32 protein-coding genes and 1 pseudogene are annotated in these 18,924 nt (G+C 22.4%); 29 read left to right on the top strand and 4 right to left on the bottom strand.

Annotated features, from left to right (window positions below; all coding sequences use genetic code 4):
* Nucleotides 1–123 precede the first annotated feature (123 nt).
* The 4 genes from AC6I4F_RS01600 (at nt 124) to AC6I4F_RS01585 (ending at nt 1,931) form a co-directional block, all read left to right on the top strand.
* Nucleotides 124–249, top strand: coding sequence for a hypothetical protein (locus tag AC6I4F_RS01600; protein ID WP_497873677.1), 126 nt, complete (start codon nt 124–126; stop codon nt 247–249).
* 4 nt (nt 250–253) lie between these two features.
* The gene (locus tag AC6I4F_RS01595) at nt 254–628 is read left to right on the top strand and encodes a hypothetical protein (protein WP_497874083.1); all 375 of its coding nucleotides are present in this window, start codon (nt 254–256) and stop codon (nt 626–628) included.
* 179 nt (nt 629–807) lie between these two features.
* Nucleotides 808–1,719, top strand: coding sequence for a hypothetical protein (locus tag AC6I4F_RS01590; RefSeq protein WP_497874082.1), 912 nt, complete (start codon nt 808–810; stop codon nt 1,717–1,719).
* Between the two features lie 2 nt (nt 1,720–1,721).
* Entirely contained in the window at nt 1,722–1,931 is a 210-nt protein-coding gene (locus AC6I4F_RS01585; protein ID WP_497874081.1) for a hypothetical protein, read from the top strand.
* Here AC6I4F_RS01585 and AC6I4F_RS01580 read toward each other — a convergent pair.
* The 3 genes from AC6I4F_RS01580 to AC6I4F_RS01570 all read right to left on the bottom strand — a co-directional run bounded on the left by AC6I4F_RS01580 (nt 1,881) and on the right by AC6I4F_RS01570 (nt 3,664).
* On the bottom strand, nt 1,881–2,300 hold the full coding sequence (locus AC6I4F_RS01580; RefSeq protein ID WP_497874640.1) for a transposase: 420 nt from the start codon (nt 2,298–2,300) through the stop codon (nt 1,881–1,883). The two genes, AC6I4F_RS01585 and AC6I4F_RS01580, sit on opposite strands and share 51 nt — an antisense overlap.
* Nucleotides 2,301–2,763: 463 nt before the next feature.
* Nucleotides 2,764–3,186 (bottom strand): hypothetical protein, encoded by a 423-nt coding sequence (locus AC6I4F_RS01575; RefSeq protein WP_497874080.1) that lies wholly within the window; start codon nt 3,184–3,186, stop codon nt 2,764–2,766.
* Nucleotides 3,149–3,664, bottom strand: coding sequence for a UPF0236 family transposase-like protein (locus AC6I4F_RS01570; protein ID WP_497874079.1), 516 nt, complete (start codon nt 3,662–3,664; stop codon nt 3,149–3,151). Before AC6I4F_RS01570 ends, AC6I4F_RS01575 begins: the two co-directional genes overlap by 38 nt.
* A 121-nt stretch (nt 3,665–3,785) precedes the next feature.
* On the opposite strand from AC6I4F_RS01570, the gene AC6I4F_RS01565 reads away from it, so the two are divergent.
* The 25 genes from AC6I4F_RS01565 to AC6I4F_RS01445 all read left to right on the top strand — a co-directional run bounded on the left by AC6I4F_RS01565 (nt 3,786) and on the right by AC6I4F_RS01445 (nt 17,438).
* On the top strand, nt 3,786–3,938 hold the full coding sequence (locus AC6I4F_RS01565) for a hypothetical protein (RefSeq protein WP_497874078.1): 153 nt from the start codon (nt 3,786–3,788) through the stop codon (nt 3,936–3,938).
* The gene (locus AC6I4F_RS01560; protein WP_497874077.1) at nt 3,878–4,468 is read left to right on the top strand and encodes a hypothetical protein; all 591 of its coding nucleotides are present in this window, start codon (nt 3,878–3,880) and stop codon (nt 4,466–4,468) included. Before AC6I4F_RS01565 ends, AC6I4F_RS01560 begins: the two co-directional genes overlap by 61 nt.
* Complete coding sequence (locus AC6I4F_RS01555) at nt 4,386–4,700, top strand: transposase (RefSeq protein WP_497874076.1); 315 nt, start codon at nt 4,386–4,388, stop codon at nt 4,698–4,700. Before AC6I4F_RS01560 ends, AC6I4F_RS01555 begins: the two co-directional genes overlap by 83 nt.
* A gap of 123 nt (nt 4,701–4,823) precedes the next feature.
* Nucleotides 4,824–5,036 carry a hypothetical protein gene (locus tag AC6I4F_RS01550; protein WP_497874075.1) on the top strand — a complete coding sequence of 71 codons (213 nt, stop codon included), beginning with the start codon at nt 4,824–4,826 and terminating at the stop codon, nt 5,034–5,036.
* A 429-nt stretch (nt 5,037–5,465) separates the two neighbouring features.
* Entirely contained in the window at nt 5,466–5,669 is a 204-nt protein-coding gene (locus AC6I4F_RS01545) for a hypothetical protein (RefSeq protein WP_497874074.1), read from the top strand.
* A gap of 216 nt (nt 5,670–5,885) precedes the next feature.
* The gene (locus tag AC6I4F_RS01540) at nt 5,886–6,173 is read left to right on the top strand and encodes a hypothetical protein (RefSeq protein WP_497874073.1); all 288 of its coding nucleotides are present in this window, start codon (nt 5,886–5,888) and stop codon (nt 6,171–6,173) included.
* 81 nt (nt 6,174–6,254) lie between these two features.
* A complete protein-coding gene (locus AC6I4F_RS01535) occupies nt 6,255–7,079 on the top strand; it encodes a hypothetical protein (protein WP_497874072.1) in 825 nt (274 codons plus the stop codon).
* A gap of 2 nt (nt 7,080–7,081) precedes the next feature.
* A complete protein-coding gene (locus tag AC6I4F_RS01530; protein WP_497874071.1) occupies nt 7,082–7,354 on the top strand; it encodes a hypothetical protein in 273 nt (90 codons plus the stop codon).
* The gene (locus tag AC6I4F_RS01525; protein ID WP_497874070.1) at nt 7,338–7,721 is read left to right on the top strand and encodes a hypothetical protein; all 384 of its coding nucleotides are present in this window, start codon (nt 7,338–7,340) and stop codon (nt 7,719–7,721) included. Before AC6I4F_RS01530 ends, AC6I4F_RS01525 begins: the two co-directional genes overlap by 17 nt.
* Before the next feature lie 42 nt (nt 7,722–7,763).
* Nucleotides 7,764–8,057: a hypothetical protein gene (locus AC6I4F_RS01520; protein ID WP_497874069.1), complete on the top strand. Its 294-nt coding sequence runs from the start codon at nt 7,764–7,766 to the stop codon at nt 8,055–8,057.
* Nucleotides 8,057–8,434, top strand: a complete 378-nt coding sequence (locus tag AC6I4F_RS01515) for a hypothetical protein (protein WP_497874068.1) — start codon at nt 8,057–8,059, stop codon at nt 8,432–8,434. Before AC6I4F_RS01520 ends, AC6I4F_RS01515 begins: the two co-directional genes overlap by 1 nt.
* 162 nt (nt 8,435–8,596) lie before the next feature.
* Nucleotides 8,597–8,968, top strand: a complete 372-nt coding sequence (locus AC6I4F_RS01510; RefSeq protein ID WP_497874067.1) for a hypothetical protein — start codon at nt 8,597–8,599, stop codon at nt 8,966–8,968.
* Complete coding sequence (locus tag AC6I4F_RS01505) at nt 8,969–9,208, top strand: hypothetical protein (protein ID WP_497874066.1); 240 nt, start codon at nt 8,969–8,971, stop codon at nt 9,206–9,208.
* The gene (locus AC6I4F_RS01500) at nt 9,198–9,488 is read left to right on the top strand and encodes a hypothetical protein (protein WP_497874065.1); all 291 of its coding nucleotides are present in this window, start codon (nt 9,198–9,200) and stop codon (nt 9,486–9,488) included. The genes AC6I4F_RS01505 and AC6I4F_RS01500 overlap by 11 nt, the downstream gene beginning before the upstream one ends.
* A gap of 3 nt (nt 9,489–9,491) precedes the next feature.
* Nucleotides 9,492–9,833 (top strand): hypothetical protein, encoded by a 342-nt coding sequence (locus AC6I4F_RS01495; protein WP_497874064.1) that lies wholly within the window; start codon nt 9,492–9,494, stop codon nt 9,831–9,833.
* 43 nt (nt 9,834–9,876) lie between these two features.
* Nucleotides 9,877–10,191 (top strand): hypothetical protein, encoded by a 315-nt coding sequence (locus AC6I4F_RS01490; protein WP_497874063.1) that lies wholly within the window; start codon nt 9,877–9,879, stop codon nt 10,189–10,191.
* 300 nt (nt 10,192–10,491) lie between these two features.
* Nucleotides 10,492–11,211, top strand: a complete 720-nt coding sequence (locus tag AC6I4F_RS01485; RefSeq protein WP_497874062.1) for a hypothetical protein — start codon at nt 10,492–10,494, stop codon at nt 11,209–11,211.
* A 7-nt stretch (nt 11,212–11,218) separates the two neighbouring features.
* Nucleotides 11,219–12,700, top strand: coding sequence for a hypothetical protein (locus AC6I4F_RS01480; RefSeq protein WP_497874061.1), 1,482 nt, complete (start codon nt 11,219–11,221; stop codon nt 12,698–12,700).
* Nucleotides 12,694–13,014, top strand: coding sequence for a hypothetical protein (locus AC6I4F_RS01475; RefSeq protein ID WP_497874060.1), 321 nt, complete (start codon nt 12,694–12,696; stop codon nt 13,012–13,014). The genes AC6I4F_RS01480 and AC6I4F_RS01475 overlap by 7 nt, the downstream gene beginning before the upstream one ends.
* Nucleotides 13,015–13,410: 396 nt before the next feature.
* Nucleotides 13,411–14,049, top strand: a complete 639-nt coding sequence (locus tag AC6I4F_RS01470; protein WP_497874059.1) for a hypothetical protein — start codon at nt 13,411–13,413, stop codon at nt 14,047–14,049.
* Nucleotides 14,030–15,712 (top strand): hypothetical protein, encoded by a 1,683-nt coding sequence (locus tag AC6I4F_RS01465; RefSeq protein ID WP_497874058.1) that lies wholly within the window; start codon nt 14,030–14,032, stop codon nt 15,710–15,712. Before AC6I4F_RS01470 ends, AC6I4F_RS01465 begins: the two co-directional genes overlap by 20 nt.
* 330 nt (nt 15,713–16,042) lie before the next feature.
* Nucleotides 16,043–16,525 carry a hypothetical protein gene (locus tag AC6I4F_RS01460; RefSeq protein ID WP_497874057.1) on the top strand — a complete coding sequence of 161 codons (483 nt, stop codon included), beginning with the start codon at nt 16,043–16,045 and terminating at the stop codon, nt 16,523–16,525.
* A gap of 174 nt (nt 16,526–16,699) precedes the next feature.
* The gene (locus tag AC6I4F_RS01455) at nt 16,700–16,945 is read left to right on the top strand and encodes a hypothetical protein (protein WP_497874056.1); all 246 of its coding nucleotides are present in this window, start codon (nt 16,700–16,702) and stop codon (nt 16,943–16,945) included.
* Nucleotides 16,946–16,990: 45 nt separating this feature from the next.
* Nucleotides 16,991–17,167, top strand: a complete 177-nt coding sequence (locus AC6I4F_RS01450; protein ID WP_497874055.1) for a lipoprotein — start codon at nt 16,991–16,993, stop codon at nt 17,165–17,167.
* Nucleotides 17,139–17,438 carry a hypothetical protein gene (locus tag AC6I4F_RS01445; protein ID WP_497874054.1) on the top strand — a complete coding sequence of 100 codons (300 nt, stop codon included), beginning with the start codon at nt 17,139–17,141 and terminating at the stop codon, nt 17,436–17,438. The genes AC6I4F_RS01450 and AC6I4F_RS01445 overlap by 29 nt, the downstream gene beginning before the upstream one ends.
* Nucleotides 17,439–17,490: 52 nt before the next feature.
* Here AC6I4F_RS01445 and AC6I4F_RS01440 read toward each other — a convergent pair.
* Nucleotides 17,491–18,732 (bottom strand): annotated as a pseudogene (locus AC6I4F_RS01440) (IS256 family transposase).
* Nucleotides 18,733–18,924: the final 192 nt, after the last annotated feature.

Raw genomic sequence — 18,924 nt, 5'->3', positions numbered from 1 at the left:
ATTTTTAAAACAAATACTAAATATAAAATTTATTATAATTTTGAAAGTCAAACAAGTATTAAAAAATTTGCTTTTATTTGTAAAGAATTTTTATATGGTGAGTTAAATACTGAGGTTCAAACTTTGGATTGAGATAATATTAATGGTAGAATAATGCTTTCTTTACAAATGCAGAAGGATACAATCGCCATTGTTAGTGACCCTATAAGATATGGTCAACTTTTAAAATTAGAAGAATTACAGGAATAATATTATGAATAAAGAATTTACTTATTTACATGAAATTAGTTATTGATTATTAAATAAAAGTGATTTTACTCATAGTGAATATAATTTAAGTGGAAGTAGATATTCAAGTAAAACATATAGTATTGCTGAAGAATTAGCAATATTAATTGCTAATTCAATTAAAAATAATAAATCAATTGCTATATATTGTTTTAGAAAATTAAATAAAGATATTAATGATTTAGTTAAAGAAATATATAATGCTTTAATAACAATTGGATTAAATGATTATAAAGATTTTAGTCTAAAATATCCAAATAAACAAGCAGATTTTCGTTTTAAAGGTAGTAAATCATTTATTAGAGTGTATATAGTAATTCAAATGATAGAATACCTTTAAAAGAACTTTCTCGTAGTGAAATAAAAGGTTTTGATTTAGCAATTGAATGATGTGAAGAAGCAAATGAATTTAGTAAACAAGAATTTCAAGCAATTACATTTGCATTAGGTAATGCTAAAAAAAGAATAAAAATAAAAAGTTGTAATCCAGATAATATTTATCAATATTTTATTTAATATATGAATAATATTGTTCCATTTAATTTAGAAATTATGAAAAAAAATAATGAACAAATTAAATCAGTCTTTGATAATAATATTTTTAAATTATTTCATTATTCAAATTGAAAAGTAAATGCTCATAATTTGACATTAGATATGATTAATTATTTAGAAGAATTAAAAGTATTAGACCCTATTAAAGCACAAAGTTGATATTATGGTGTACCTAGTGTTTTACAAGGTGCTATATTTGCAAGATATTTAGATAAAGTAAATACTAAATTAGATTTTCAAGTATCTAAAATAACTGGTGGTTTAGATATAGGTATGGCAACAAGTAGTAGTGGTCATCCAACTGCTGCTTCATTATGATTTATTGGTGAAAATGATAAATGTAGAAGAGCACATAAAGAAAGTGAATTTTATCATAGTAATGTTACTATTCAATATAAAGATACTGATACTTTAGCAAATGATATTATTAATTATTATATTAATGAAAGTAAACGTTATATAGAAATGTTATTTGGTTTTATTTGTTATGTTGATTATGGTAATGGTGGATTAGTATTTATTGATGTTTTAAAAAGTTGAGTTAAAAAACGTAATATAACATGATTAAAATTTATAGCAGTAGATAAATCAATTTTATATTTAAATGATAGAATTGATTTTACAACAATTTGTATGCTTAAAAATATTATTAGTTTTAATTGAGAAAAATGTCCAGAAACTAAAAGACAATATAGTTTAATGCAATTATTAGATAAAAAGAAATTAGATAGTAATAATAATACTCCTAAAATGTTAGATTTACATGATGATACTTGAGATAGTGATATGTATGCTTTAATGCATGAAATGAAATGATTAATTAATGGTATTAATAATAAATTATTAATTAATAAAAATAAATTTAATGGTGATTAATTATGATAAATACAACGGAATATTTAAGTTGTGATAAATCAAATTGATATATTGATATACCTATGATTATTGCTCAAAAATCAACTAAATTATGATTAGGTAAAGATTTTTTATTTAATTCAAGTAAAAAAGAAATATTAGATGTGGAATGGCAACCTTTTTTAGGACTGTTTTTTGGTAGACATTTGTGCTTGGTGTTTTATGGGGGTTAAGTAGTTTAGAGTGCTGTGGATTCTTATGTTGTTGTATCAATTGATATAATCAAATAATTCTAATTTTAATTGGATTAATGATGTAAAATTTTTATCATTAATAAATTCTGTTTTGAAAGTTTTGAAAGTTGCTTCAGCAAAAGCGTTATCATAAGGACAACCTTTTTTGTTTAAAGAGTGGGTAATATTGAAGGATAATAAAAGTTTATCAATAGTTTTATTATTAAATTCATTACCGCGATCACTATGAAATATTTCAATATTTTTTAAACAACGATTTGTGCACATAAATGCTTGATATACTAATGATGCATCTTTTTTAGTACATACACTATGTCCAATAATTTCGCGATTGTACAGGTCGATTAATAAGCAAATATAGTTTCATTTACAATTAAATTGAGGGTGAGTAAAGTTAATAGTTATAATTTAATTTTCTTTAAATAAAAGACAAAATTAAATTATTAATTTTTGTTTATATTATATACCTTTTTACATTTATAATCAAGTGTTTTAAGTTATTATTTTACAATTATCTAAACTAAAAATTCCTAACTATTTAGGTTTAAATTTATTAAGTTTTAAAATATTAAAGTAAAAGATTTAATTTATTAATTCTTGCTGAATTAATTATAAGCATATTATCAAGTACTTTATCATTATAAATTTTAGCACCATATCCTTTTAAAGATTTAACTAAATGTGATACATCGCTTTAAGCACAAACTCCTTGATTTCAATTTTCTTTTTGATTTATAACTCATTCTTTATTATTTTTAAAATATTTATATATTTGCTCATCAACTTTATTTTATTTTAAAAAATCTAATAATTAATAATATTCACCATTAACAAATAATTCATATGAATTTGTTAATTTTTTATTATTTACTTTTCTATTAATAATAAATCCTTTTTTAAGTGCTTTAAATGAATGATGTCTATCAATTACATAAGGAATATTTTCATTTTTAGCAGTAGTTTTAATTCAAGGCGCACCATCACCAATAAATACTAAACTACTTTTAGAATAAATATATTGTAAATCAAGAAATTCATAAATTTTATCAATTAATTCTTGTCTTTTAATTCTTTGATCATTTTTAGTTTTCATATAAGTAATTTTTTTATCTTTTAAAACATTTCTACTTTTAGTAGATTTTTCTAAATCTTTACCTTTATTTGCACTAATTGTACGAATACGATTTTTTTGTTTTTTATTTTCAAATAATGAAGATATAAAACAATCATACATATTTACAAATAATTTTTCAGTTGGTAATACTATCTTTTTTTTCTTTTATTTCTTCAATACCTATTACTGCATTTTTCATTAAATTAGTCATATATGTTTTAGAAAAATTAGTATTTTTTATAGTATCTTGTACATCAGATTGTCTTTTACCATTGCCTGAATTTTTTATTATTGTATGTTCTAAACTTGTAAGTGTTCTTTTTCTTTTTTTAATTTTTATATAATCATCTAAAGGATAATAATATTCATTAGTTTCTAATATTAAATAACATCTACGATAAAAATTATTTATTTTACCATATTGAGTATTTGGACTTCTTGGAGCAGTTTTAACATATTTATGCTTAGTTTTATCATATATATTTTGATGTCAAAAATCATCATATGCTTTTAATAGATTTGTAAAATAATTTAAACCATTATTTTTAATTTGATTATCAAGTTCATCATAATTAAGTTCATTGTTAAGAAAAATCATAATATTATTTCCTTTCTTAATTTATGATTTTGATTATAGTAATTTTAGAAATAAAGTTTGGAAATATGATAATTGTAAAATGATATAATTAAATATATATGTTTTAAAATAAGGTGATAATATGCCAGCAAAAAGAAAAGAATTAGGAAATTATAAAGAAAAGATAAATGAATATTGGAAATTATCCCCGCATGTACTAGTGTGGAGGAAAAAATGAATTGAAATGAATTCAATAGAATATTTCAAAATGAAAACGATTGTTTGAAATATATAGCGAAGTTGAAAGTAATGAAATGTATCAGGTGTGCTTCTTCTAGTTTGAATGTTTCTGATTTGAGAAGAATAAGATGTTTGAAATGTCATCAAACATTTAGTATTCTTCATGACACCATTTTTGACAAGTCACAAACACCTTTGACATCTTGGTTTTATCTCATCTTTAGATGAATAAACACCAAACATGGAATTCCATCAACAGATGTTGCAAGGGAATTGGGTGTGACATATAAAACAGCTTGAAGAATGAATCATGAAATCAGAACTAGAATTTGGAATAAAGATGCAGGGTTCATTGATGATGGCACAGCACAGATAGATGAAATGTATCTTTCACATGTAGGTTTTATTCAACAATGAAGATCCTTGTTGAATAAAACCTTGATTGTTGGAGTTTATGAGAAAACCAGCAACAAACTAATTGTGAAAGTATTGAAAAAAGCAGATGAGAAAAAAACTTTTATGATTTGCATTGAAACACATTTCTACTGGGTGTTGTCTGTTTACGGATTCTTGGAAGGGATATAGAAGTTTCAAAAAATTCTATCACAAACATGAAATCGTAAATCATGAAGTTGGGTATGTGTCATCAACAGGTGTAAACACAAACCAGATTGAATCTGCATGAAAACACATCCCACGAACTTTTCGAACACACATAAAAGTTTCAAAACACAATATTCATTTATATGCAAATGAAGCTGCATATAAATTCAATAAGATACCTAGTTTTGAAACTATAATTTTGTGTTTGATTTAGATACATGTGGTGATAATTTCCTAGATAGGGTTTTATCTCCATTTATGTGATAAAATTTAAAAATAGTACATAAAGGGATAAAAGCCTGAATATTTTAGAGATAATAAAAATGTTCCAACAAGAATGACAAAAACTGGTTTAAATTTAGCATTAGGAATTGATAGAAAATATATATTTGATTGCCGACGCTACCAGACAAAATGACAACAAAATTTATTGAAAGATTATGATAAAGCATGTCAAAAAATTGCTAATTATTTATTACGAAATGCTATGAAAGACTCAAAATATCAATGAGAATATTTAAGAAAATGTCATCCAGAAGAAGTAATATAATTATTAATCTTTGTGAACCAAGAAAAATAGAAAATAATGATTAAAAACCTATAATAAATATAGGTTTTTTTCTTTATTTTAAACGATAAAAATGATATAATATAATAAAGCAATTATGTTATTTTTAACATAAGTTACAAGGGATTATCAAAAAAGCGATTATTAAACAAGGGAGTATTTTTATGTCTAATTTTGAAGTTAAAGAAAAAAACTTATACTTTTGAAGAATTACAAGAAACTTTAAAACAACAAAGAAATGTTTTATATGCTAAAGAAAAAAATGAATTTCTTAAAAAATAATTAGAACCTAAATTAAGTGAATATGAAACAAAAATAAAAGAATATGCAAATAAAATTAATAGTTTTGAAGAGCAACAATTATTTTCTAATATTAAAGATACTAAAAAAGTAAATTTAATTAAAAATTTAATGAGTATTGATAATTATAAATCTTTATCTAAACAAGAAGCATTTAATAAAATAAATGAAGATTATAAAGATTTTTTAATTGATAAAATAGAACCTATTAAACAAGAAAATAAACTTAATTCAAATGATTTTAATCATAAAACTCTTTTAGATTTACATACAAATAGTATTAATCCAGAAGAATTAGAAAGGAAATTAAATTAAAAAGCAAAAACTACAGGTATTACTGATGTTAATGAATTAGAAAAACTTGTAAATTTAGCAAGAGGAAATGCATTTCAATCTATTAAATAGAAAGAGGATAAAATGGCAATTCCGCAAATACCTAAAGCATTTATTATTGGTGGTAATTCTCCTACTTAAAATGCTGTTTTAAGTGTACTTGAAGCACAAGTTCGTGGTGAATTAAGTACTTTATTTATGAGAAATACTGTTACTGCTGACCAAATAGCAAATATTAGTGGTGTAGCAATGGCAATTTATAGAGCAACTGTTCGTGTATTATGAGGTTCAACATGAGATGAATTTACTGGTACTAAAAGACAAAAAGGAATAGTTAAAACAACAACATTAATTATTGATAAAGAATTAACAATTGATTTTAATATTCCAGAATTTGATATTGAAAGATTTATGACTTCACCAGCAAATGTAGCAACTCAAATTGTTTCAAATTGAACAAGTTCATTTATGAGAAATTTAAGATAAAATTTTGAATTAATATTTTTACAAGGTACAAAAGATTATGCAATTGCTAAATCATTAGTATTACCTTTAAATTTAAATAATATGACTAAAGAACAAGCATTAAATGCTTATTATACAATTGGAGAAAGAAATAATAAATTAATTAAAAAAGTAGATGATATTAAAGTTGGTATTAATAAAGCAGATTTAACTGGTGCTTGTGGTATTGATAGTAGTTTTAATCTTGCAAAAGCATTTATATTATTAAATTATGGACAAATTGCAGCAAATACTTTAGCAACTGGTAAAAGATATACAAATCAAATTATGGGAATGGAATTTTATGAAAGTTTTTATTTAGAACAAGATTTTATTCATGATACTGTTTCTGGTATGCATTTAGAAAAAGATTATAAATTATTAGATTTATTTGGTGTAGTTTATAACAGATATATGTGAGGTATGACTATTTCATTTACTAAAGTAAGAAATAAATTAGATAATGCTACAGATAATATTCGTATTATTGGTAAAGCATTATATTCATTACCAGCAGCAATAAGACCTAATTTAATGTATATTATTCAAGAAAAAATGCCAACAATAGATGAAATTAAAGAAGCAAGAGCAAAAAATTATAAAGTTGATACAACTAATATTAATGCAACATATCAAAGTACTGATTATGATAATATGAATATTTTAGATTTACAAGATGTAATTTATTATAAAAATTTAGGAAAAATTACTATTGCAGGAACTACTCCTAATAATAATGAATTAGAAACTATAATAATAAATATTGGTAATAATGGTTATGAAAAAGGTAAAACAACATTTAGTAATATTACATCAACAAGTGCTATTATTTCTGGTAATAATAAAGATTATTATGGAACAGTAAAACTAGAATTTACTAAAAAATAATTATGGAATTTATATATAAATATTTTAATGAAAAAGCACATATTACTATTTATTCTCCTAAACCAGAAGATTTAACTACAAGTAATGATATAAGAGCAATTTTATTAGATGAATATCCTAAATTAAGAAATGATTATTTTATAGTAAGTAATGTAAATGATAATTTTGCTATATGTGTTGGAGATAATATTCATTGTCAAGGAACAGTTAGAATTCAAATTAAAAAAACTAATCAATTATTAAAAGGAGAAATTAAAAATGCCACAACATGCTAAGACTACACCATTGAATAACTATACTTTATTAAAATTAATTAGAGCTGGTATAAGTCCAATTTGTGCAATGATAGGTACAAGTGCTTATTATGGGCAAGTAATTGCAAATCCAGTATTAGGTTCAATTAATAGTTCTAAAAAAATATTATTAGGTTTAGAAACAATTGGTTTAGCAAATTATAGTAAATTTACTAACTCTTCTATTAATCCCAATCCAACAGAAAATACAATTACTACAACAACAGTAGACCCTTTTCCACCAGATTTATTATTTAGTAATAATGATAAACAATCTTTTATGGATTGAGATACTTATATTAGTTTAAATGCTTATGGTATTTCAAATCTTATTAATGGAATTCTATAATTAATTCCTAATAGATTTGAAACTATACGTAAAATAGCAAATATGGCTACTGGTGGATGTTTAATATCTTCTGGAGTTGCTATGGGTATTAATAATGATTTTAATAATGATTATGCCATTCCAACTATTGTTGCTGGTGCAAGTGAAATTATTCATAATTTATTACCTATGGAAAGAAAATTTGATGTAGAAATGCAAGAAACACCATTTACTAATGAAACTGCAAGATTAATTAATGATAATGCAAGTCAATATGGTAGTGATAATATGAGCGAAGTACCATTAAATGATGATAATGGTTCATTAACTTGAGATTATAATCATATGATTTTATAATGTTTCCTTTAATTATTGAATGAATATATTATGCATTAGCAAGTAATGATATTAAATTAGCATTAATAAATGCTTTAAAAAATTATTATAAAAATCAATCATTAAAAGCAGTATTTGATAGTGAAAATGTTAATGAAAATGAAATACATCAACCTTATTCATTTTTAAATCCAAATATACTTAAAAAATTAATAACTATATTAAAAACAAGTGAATTAAGTATACTTCAACATGAAATTAATAAATTTAAAAATCCAATAAATAGTTTTAAAAAATCTATTATGCCAACAGAAATTAGAACAGTTAAAAATTATGTAAATAAATTTAATAATTTATTTAAAGAAAATGAAGAAGAAATACCAGATAATGAATGATAAGTATTATCAAGTTCATGATTTAAAAAAGGAATATTTATCGTTGATAATAAAAATTTAAAAATTGGAACTTTAAAAACATTATTTCAAAGTGATAATGATAAAAAACAAATATGATATGGTCGTTATACTTATCCAGCATTTCCACAAGAAATATGAATATTAATGACACAAGCAAAAGGTAAAAATGGTACTGGTGCTGGAACTATATTTTGAAAATTTTGAAATAGAAAATGATTACCAAGTGAATTAAGAAAATATGTTAAAAGTGAATTAGCAAAAAAAGGTAAATATTATGGTTCACAAAATAATAGTGTAATTTATCCAAATAATATTAATGTACAAAAAACTATGAATTTTATTAATAGATTAGAAAAGGGATTTTTTAAATTAAAAGAATATAAAACTTTATCTAAAAATGAAATAGGAAGTAATCAATGAAGATATGAAAGAAAACAATTATTAAAAAAATCTTTACATACAAATAAATATATAAAAATTAAAAGAAATTCTAATTTTTATAAAACATGAAAGTAGGTGGTAATTATTATTGAATTAGATACACCAATTAAACCAATTGGTATATGAAATACTATTAATCCATTAAGTAAAGATAATAAAGAATATAAAAGATTAAATAAAATTTGATTTAATAAAAATAGTACTCATATAGATAAAATAAAAATTTTAATATCAAATATTTTAAAAATAACAAGTCATATTATTGGTATGTTAATAACATTATTTTTTTACAATAACACCTTGATTGATACCTAAAATACCAATATCACTGGGAATAGGTAATTATACTAATCAATATAATTTTACTTGACCAGACCATTTAATATTAACTTTATTTCCTATGTTTGGTCATATTGGATTAAATTTAGTAACTAAATTAGGTAATTATGGAAAATTAATTAAATATTTATTAATAACTATACCAATTATTATTACAAGTCCTTATTTAATATATCAATATAAAGAAATTAAAAAACATAAAAAAGAATGTCATTTATGTAAACAACATTCAAATAAAATACAATTGGAGGAATAAAAAATGAATTTATCAAAAGAATTAATATCAGCAGTATTAAGTGGAGCATTAGCGAGTGGAGTATGTATTACTTTAGCATTTCTATTATTTGGCAAATTAATTAAAAAATCAAAACAATCAAATTTAGCAAAAGAATTAAAACGTAATAAAGAATTAGAATTTATTACAGCAAATATTAAACAATTAAATACTCATTTACAATTAGAAACTACATCAACTGCAAAATTACTTGATAGTTTTAATGTAGATAAAGAACAAGTAGATAATTTTGTTTTTTTACAAAAATCTAAAAAGAAAGAATTAACTGAAAAAGATAAACAAAAAGCAACTAAATTTAAAATTTAAAGGGTTTAAATAACCTTTATTTTACATTAAGGAGTAAATTATTATGGCTATTAAAAACCCAATTTTATTTATAACAGTTCAAGAATTTAAATTATCTAAATATTTTAATGATTTATTATTTGATAAAGTTACTACTCCAGATAATGAAATTTGATTTGCAATATCTGTAGCAAGTAGTAATATTGATTATTTAAGTGGTTTTACTATTTCAAAAAAATGACCAGAAATAACACCAACTGATTTTACTGATAATATTCAAACAGCAACTACTCATTATGTTAGATTTTTATTAACTAAAGATGTAGATTATTTAGGTGGTCAAGGTTCAATTAGTCAAGGTTGATTAACTTATAGTTAAACTAATCCAGATGACCCTTATTTTATACCACCAGAAGTATTTAATTGTTTAAGAAAAATTAAATAATATCCAAATATTAAAGGTTTTAAATTAAAAGATATAGAACCACAAAAAAATAATTGATTTAATAAATTTATTTCAAATTGTGGTGAAGATAGTCCATTAAATGCATATATACCATATAATAATATAAAATCATTAGATTTTAGAACTAAAATTACTATTAGTCATCCACAAAATTTATTAAGACCAATAGTTAATATTGATACTACTCGTATTAAAACAGATATTGATAATTCATTGTGAGAAGTTGATAAAGATAATCCTAATTTTATTAAACCAAAAGATGATAAAGGTATTGATGTTAATGGTAAAAGAATAATTGATGTTGGAACTCCTACATTTTTAAGTGATGCTAGTACTAAAGAATATGTTGATAGAAAAATAGATGAAGAATGTGGATATTTAGATACTATTAAACAAAATAAATTAACAGCAGGTAAAAATATTACTATTGATGATGATATTATTAGTGATAATGGTGGTAGTGGTGAATCATTATGAATAATAGACCCTAATTCTCCTAATATTATTCAACCTAAAGAAAAAAGAATTATTACTTCAAATAATACTAGAATTGTTGATATAGGAGACCCTACACAACCACAAGATGCTGTAAATAAAAGATATGTTGATAATAAAATACAACAAATTCCAAGTATTTTACAATGAAAAGAAGTTGGAACAAAAGTTAATATAAATCACATTAAATATATTTTTAAAACAAATACTAAATATAAAATTTTTCATAATTTTGAAAGTCAAACAAGTATTAAAAAATTTGCTTTTATTTGTAAAGAATTTTTATATGGTGAGTTAAATACTGAGGTTCAAACTTTGGATTGAGATAATATTAATGGTATAATAATGCTTTCTTTACAAATGCAGAAGGATACAATCGCTATTGTTAGTGACCTTATAAGATATGGTCAACTTTTAAAATTAGAAGAATTACAGTAATAATATTATGAATAAAGAATTTACTTATTTACATGAAATTAGTTATTGATTATTAAATAAAAGTGATTTTACTCATAGTGAATATAATTCAAGTGGAAGTAGATATTCAAGTAAAACATATAGTATTGCTGAAGAATTAGCAATATTAATTGCTATTTCAATTAAAAATAATAAATCAATTGCTATATATTGTTTTAGAAAATTAAATAAATATATTAATGATTTAGTTAAAGAAATATATAATGCTTTATTAATAATTGGATTAAATGATTATAAAGATTTTAGTCTAAAATATCCAAATAAACAAGCAGATTTTCGTTTTAAAGGTAGTAAATCATTTATTAGAGTTATGGGTGTATATAGTAATTCAAATGATAGAATACCTTTAAAAGAACTTTCTCGTAGTGAAATAAAAGGTTTTGATTTAGCAATTGAATGATGTGAAGAAGCAAATGAATTTAGTCAACAAGAATTTCAAGCAATTACATTTGCATTAGGTAATGCTAAAAAAAGAATAAAAATAAAAAGTTGTAATCCAGATAATATTTATCAATATTTTATTGAATATATGAATAATATTGTTCCATTTAATTTAGAAATTATGAAAAAAAATAATGAACAAATTAATTCAGTATTTGATAATAATATATTTAAATTATTTCATTATTCAAATTGAAAAGTAAATGCTCATAATTTAACATTAGATATGATTAATGATTTAGAAGAATTAAAAGTATTAGACCCTATTAAAGCACAAAGTTGATATTATGGAGTTCATAGTATTCTTACTGGTGCTATATTTGCAAGATATTTAGATAAAGTAGGAACTAAATTAGATTTTCAAGTAGAAAGATTAACTGGTGGATTAGATATTGGTATGGCAACAAGTTCAAGTGGTCATCCTACTGCTGGAAGTTTATGATTTATTGGTGAAAATGAAAATAGTAGAAGAGCGCATAAAGAAAGTGAATTTTATCATAGTAATGTTACTATGCAATATAAATATACTGATACTTTAGCAAATGATATTATTAATTATTATTTAAATGAAATTAAACGTTATATAGCAATGGTATTTGGTTTTATTTGTTATGTTGATTATGGTAATGGTGGATTAGTATTTATTGATGTTTTAAAAAGTTGAGTTAAAAAACGTAATATAACATGATTAAAATTTATAGCAGTAGATAAATCAATTTTATATTTAAATGATAGAATTGATTTTACAAAAATTTGTATGCTTAAAAATATTATTATTTTTAATTGAGAAAAATGTCCAGAAATTAAAAGACAATATAGTTTAATGCAATGATTAGATAAAAAGAAATTAGATAGTAATAATAATACTCCTAAAATGTTAGATTTACATGATGATACTTGAGATAGTGATATGTATGCTTTAATGCATGAAATGAAATGATTAATTAATGGTATTAATAATAAATTATTAATTAATAAAAATAAATTTAATGGTGATGAATTATGATAAATACAATGGAATATTTAAGTTGTGATAAAAGTAATTGATATATTGATATACCTATGATTATTGCTCAAAAATCAACTAAATTATGATTAGGTAAAGGTTTTTTATTTAATTCAAGTAAAAAAGAAATATTAGATTATTTAAATGAAATGAATTTAAAAAATAAATGATTAAAAAAATTTTATAAATTTGGTTTACAAAATAGTTTAATGGGTAAAGTATTTATTATGATTATAGTTAATGAAGATAATAGTAAATCACTTAAAATATTACCTAATAGTTTTTGTGGTAGAGTTGCTAAATATAATGAACAATAACAATCAGCAGAACTTTATTTTATTAATGAACAAGCAGATAGTGCAACTTTAACATGAGTAACAATACAAAATGGAAAAGTTAAATATTAAACATATAAAGATAATAATAAAGATATTATTTTAGGTTCTACAAGAACAAAATTAAAACCAAATATTATTCCATTAAAAATTTATGAAATTAAAAATCCATTTAATTATATACCTATTTTTGAAATAACAAATTTAACAATAATAAATTTATATGGTAATTAAACTACTTTAAATGCTTATCAAGATTGTACACCAGTATGAGATTTTATTTGAGATTTAAATCGTGTAATTAGACAAAAAAGATTAGAAAGAGAATTAAACGTTACTACTTTATTTGCTGCATTAGATAATGAAACAGTTAAAGAAATGCAAGAAAATGGTAATATTGCAGAAAATCCTAAAAAAGATATGTTTGTTAATGTTGGTAGTGCTGGATATGATAAAAATGGTAATGGCGGTATGCAAATTATTCAAGGTGACCCTAAATTTAATGAATATTGATTAGATTATAATGGTACTGCTAAAGCAATATTTAATGGTGCTGGTTATGATTATGATGAACATGGTAATGATGTTTATACTAATAAAACACAAAGTATGTTTAATAATAAATATGATATGGAAACTACAGAAATAAAAATAGCATTTTATAGTGCTTATTTTTATCGTATATTTTATTTATTACTTATTAGTGAAAATTTATGAAATGGTATTGGAGAAAGACCTTATAGTTTTAAATTTATTCCAATTGCTATGACTGACCAAATAGTACAAGACCAAATTATTAATTCAAGATTAAATAATGGCACAATGACAATAATTAAAGCAATTGGTGAATATGATAATATTGACCAATTAATGGCTGAAAATAAATTAGAAAATATTATTAATGAAAATCAAAAATTAAATAAAGATTTAGGAGATAATGAAAATAAGCAGACATCAACAAATACAATTAATGAAACACGCTCACATGAGATTAAAGATGCAACAAATAATGATTAAAAAACAATCACATTGAAAAATATTTTCATTTATTATAAATAATGGTGCAATACCTTTAACTGAAACTGGTTATAAACCAATTAATAGTAAAATAAGTGATTTTGGTCAATATGAATTAATATTAACTGGTAATACTCCAGTTGTATGTATTTGAAAAAATAGTACAAAAATATATCAAAAAAATAAAGGTAAAATTGACCCAGTAACTCATAAAGTTACAGGTCAAAATGAATTTTATACAAAACAATATAAAATTGGTGATTATTGAAATGCTTATTTAATTGATGATACAAGTGGTGTTGATTTTAGTAATTTACCAAATAATCAAATATTTAAAACAGTACAAACTAAAAGACAATATAATTTAGTAATGTTTAAAGAACATATTACAATTGATGATTATTTACAATTTTTTTGTGTATTTAATGATGAAAATGAAAATATTGGTGGTAATAGTGGTAAAAATCAAGATAGACAATTATTATATATTTCAAATGTAAAAAATTATTATAGTCCTTATAATGGTGCATTTAGTATGCAAGTTTTAACTTTTAGTATTTTAAATGATAGAGTAGTTGCAAGTGGTCAAAATACACTTGATTTTGTACAATATGCAAGCCCGGGTAGTGGTTATGCTTTTCCTACTATTCAAAAAGGAAAAGTAACATTAAATCGTACTTTAATGAAAGATATAGGAGTAAGATATAGTCATAGACAAAGTTATGGATTAGAATTATTATCAAGTTGTTATTATTATGGAAGACCAATAATACAAGGTCAAGAACCAATACAACAAAATAATGAAGAAATATTTGAAAGTAAAGTATTTGCTTCAAGAAGATTATTTATTGCTGGTAATAATGAAAAATATACAACTAATATTAAAAATAATGGTGGTTTACTTGCTGGTATAAATGATAAAATAACAACAAGTAGTCATCCAGAAACAACATTTTATAATATTATGGATGCTAAACCTACTGGATTTACTAATTTTAAAAATTTTACAGAATGATTAAAAACTTCATTAAATTTTCAAGATAATTTATTTGTAACAAAAGATTTTAAAGGTATGCTTTCTTTTGATAAAGATAAAGCAAGATTAAGTAATGGTACATCAGTAGTAGAAGCAAAATTCTTTTGAGATAGTGAATGAAATATAAATAATTTAACGGGTAATTATAATGTTGATATGAGTAGTAATTTTAAATATAAAGACCCAGATACACATTTAATTATAGGAAGTCCAACTGTTGATTATAGTAAAATATCACAAAAATATATGTCAGCAATATTAAATTTTAATAGTGTTGTATTTTCTCCGTTAATACAAATGCCTTATGATAGTAATCAATGATTACCTTTTGCATTAAGTGATATTCCTTTAATTGGTAAATTATTAAATTCTTTAACATTAGGTATATGAAGTAGTTGAGTTATTACTCAAAATATTCAACAATATAAAAAAATGTTATATTTTAATGTTTTTATGAGTGCATTTTTTACAAGTAATTTAGAAAGTATTATTGGTAATGGTGGTTTAATTCCATTAAATGTATTTACAAATAATAATGATTTTACTATTGGTAAATTATTAGGTGCTAATGTTTCAACAACTGCTATGACAATGAAATTAAGTGATAGAATAAGTGTTTATCCATAAAACCCTACTACTGGTAAGAAATTAGAAATTAAAGAACAAATATCAACTGTTGATTTATCACAAAAGAAAAATAATAAAGTTTATATTTTAGCAGAAGATACTGAGTTTTTAGATATTGCTTCACCATTTACAAATGAAGATACTGAATGTCAATGAAATCCTACAAGTAATGGTGTAATTGATGGTTCAAATTATGCTTATATTATTGATACAATTGTAACTCAATCATTACATCAAGGTGAAGAAAGACATACATTTTATAGTGATAATCCTTTTACTTATCAAGGTGATTATAATGAAATAGCAGTTGCACAATTTCGTTATAATAATATGGGTTATTTAACTGGTAATGCTTTTAATTGAACAACTTTGTATAAATTAAATCATGATGAATATTCAGAAAGTGAAGAAACTACTTTTAGTTATCCAGCAAAAATATTACCACCAAGTCCTCAAAATATAGCAAAACAAATTGTAATAATTCCAAAAAATCCAAGTATAGAAGTTAATATACCACAAACAGTTATATTTACTCATACACAAGATAAATTAATATGAGATTATAATTCATGAGTAGAAAATATAGTTCCTAAAATCAAACCATTAGAAATAAATATTAATTTTAAAGATTATTTAGACCCTACATTATTAATTAATACTTTTAATGATTTAAAGAGATATTATAAAAGCATAGATGTATATTTAAGTTATGAATATGAAACAGAAGAATGATTTAATCTTGAATTAAGTATTTGTTCTACAACAGAAAACTTTAACCCATCTAAATCTCAAACTTTTGTTTTTTCAAGATAATTAAAAGAATTAGCAATATACAATCAACCATTAAAGTTAAAACATTATGAAGATAATAAAATAACATATCAATGATATCATCAAGGATTATATGCTGGATACTGAGGTAACGGTAAAATAGGATTAGAAATTAATAGAAATGAATATAATTTATATAGTATCGAAAATACTTATATGCAATCTAAAATTGATGATTATATTGTTGCACAAAGCATTGAAAATAAAAAAGATACAATGTTAGGATTTTTTGATTTTTATGATAAAGAATTTAATTTAATTGTCCAATTATTTCCGAATATCATGCAATTAGATATTGAGCTTTTTAGTGAAAAAGATATTTTAAGACCAATAACACAATATATAAGATATTATAAATACTATAAATTAACTATTTCAAAAATAATATTTAATCCTAGATAATGTGCTATAATAAAAACCATTAATGATAAGTAGGTGAATAATTTCATGAAAAAATTAATTAGAATTTTAACAACAATAATTTTATCAAGTACATCTAGTGCTAGTATAATTGCTTGTAATAATAATCCAGATGTTTTACCACAAAAATATGATATATTTTTTAGTGAAATTAAAGAAATTAATGTTGAAACATTTGACAAAAAAACCTTTTATTTTCTTTAAAATTGATAAAAAAAATATTATTGGTAAAACTTCTATACCGGATGATATAAATTCTCTTTATGAAAAAGCAAAATATGTTTATTTTGTTGTAAATAATAATAGTAATTTAAAACAAATTTTAAATGTATATAAACTTAATGAAAACTCTACAGAAAAAGAAATAAAAGATAAATTATCTAATACTGTTATTAAAAATGCTAATATTAATGTTTCTAAAAATGGTTATCCTTATTTTAATATTATTGTAAATTCTTTTTCAGGAAAAATATAAAATAATATTTTTTGAGGCTTTTTAATAATCTGTGTATCTTTGTTTTACAAATTTAATAGTTTAGATTAATTCTATCTTCAAATTTTATCATAAAATGAGCAATTGCTGTATTTCAATTTTGAATGGGCATTGTTCATTTTTTTGTTATATTTTCAATTGCTAAGTAAAATATTTTGAAAACTGCCATATCATTTGGAAAAACTTTTTTATTTCTAATAACTTTTCGTAATTGACTATTAACAGATTCAATAGCATTTGTTGTATAAATCACTCTTTTGATTTCTGCAGGATAACTAATAAAAATCATTAAATTATCTCAATTTTTATATCACGATTTAGCAATTTGAGGATATTGTTTATTTCATTTACTTTCAAAAGTTTCTAAAGCTTGCATTGCTTGTTCTTCACTACATGCACTATAAATTGGTTTTAAATCTGTAACTAGTGATTTTCTATGTTTGTATGAAACATATTTTAAACTATTTCTAATTTGATGAACTATGCATAATTGATGTTCGGTTTTAGGATAAACTGATTGTATTGCTTCTGACATTCCTGTTAAATTGTCACTACAAGCAATAAGAATATCATTTAAGCCTCGATTTTTCATTTATGTGAAATTAGATAATCAAAAATTAGAACCTTCATTTTCGCTAATTCATAAAACTAAAACATCTTTTTTACCTTCTAAATCAACTCCTAATGCTATATAAACTGATTTGTTAATAATGCGTTTATCTTGTCGTACTTTAACTACTATACAATCAAAATAAACAATCGGATAAACACTTTCTAATGGCCGATTTTGTCATGCTTTAACATCATCAATAACATCATCAGTAATTTGACTAATAACACTTTCACTAATATCAGCACCATGATATAACTCTTGTAACTGCATTCTAATATCTGATAAAGTAATGCCTTTGGCATATAATGAAAGAACTTGTTGATCAAAACCATCAAATCTTCTTTGTCTTTTTGCAATTATTACTGGCTCAAAATTACTATTACGATCTCGTGGTACATTAATCTCAATTTTACCTTGTTGGGTTATTAATTTTTTTGAATTTATACCATTGCGAGCATTATCACTATTATTATGTTGATTTTTTTCATATCCTAAATAATTTTACATTTCAGAATTCAACATTTTTTCAACTAATCTTTTTGTTAATTCTTTATATAAACCTCCCTCTTTAAATACGGTTGTTAAATCTTCAGTATTTTCTAATAATAAATCTACTGCTTTTGATATTGGATCATTATTATTAATATTTTGTTTTTTAGACATACCTAACTCACTCTTTCTAGTTATTTAATTTTATTTACTAGAATTAATTAAACATAGTTATTTTTGTAAGTTACACAGATTACTAAACATTACCTATTTTTCCACAATCTTAAATAATGTATAATATAAAAGTACTTAATTAAGTAAGTATAATTAATTCTGTATATGATTAGGTTGGCACCTAATTAAAAA

The sequence above is a fragment of the Spiroplasma ixodetis genome (assembly GCF_059729505.1).
This window is presented reverse-complemented; position numbering and strand designations above follow the sequence as displayed.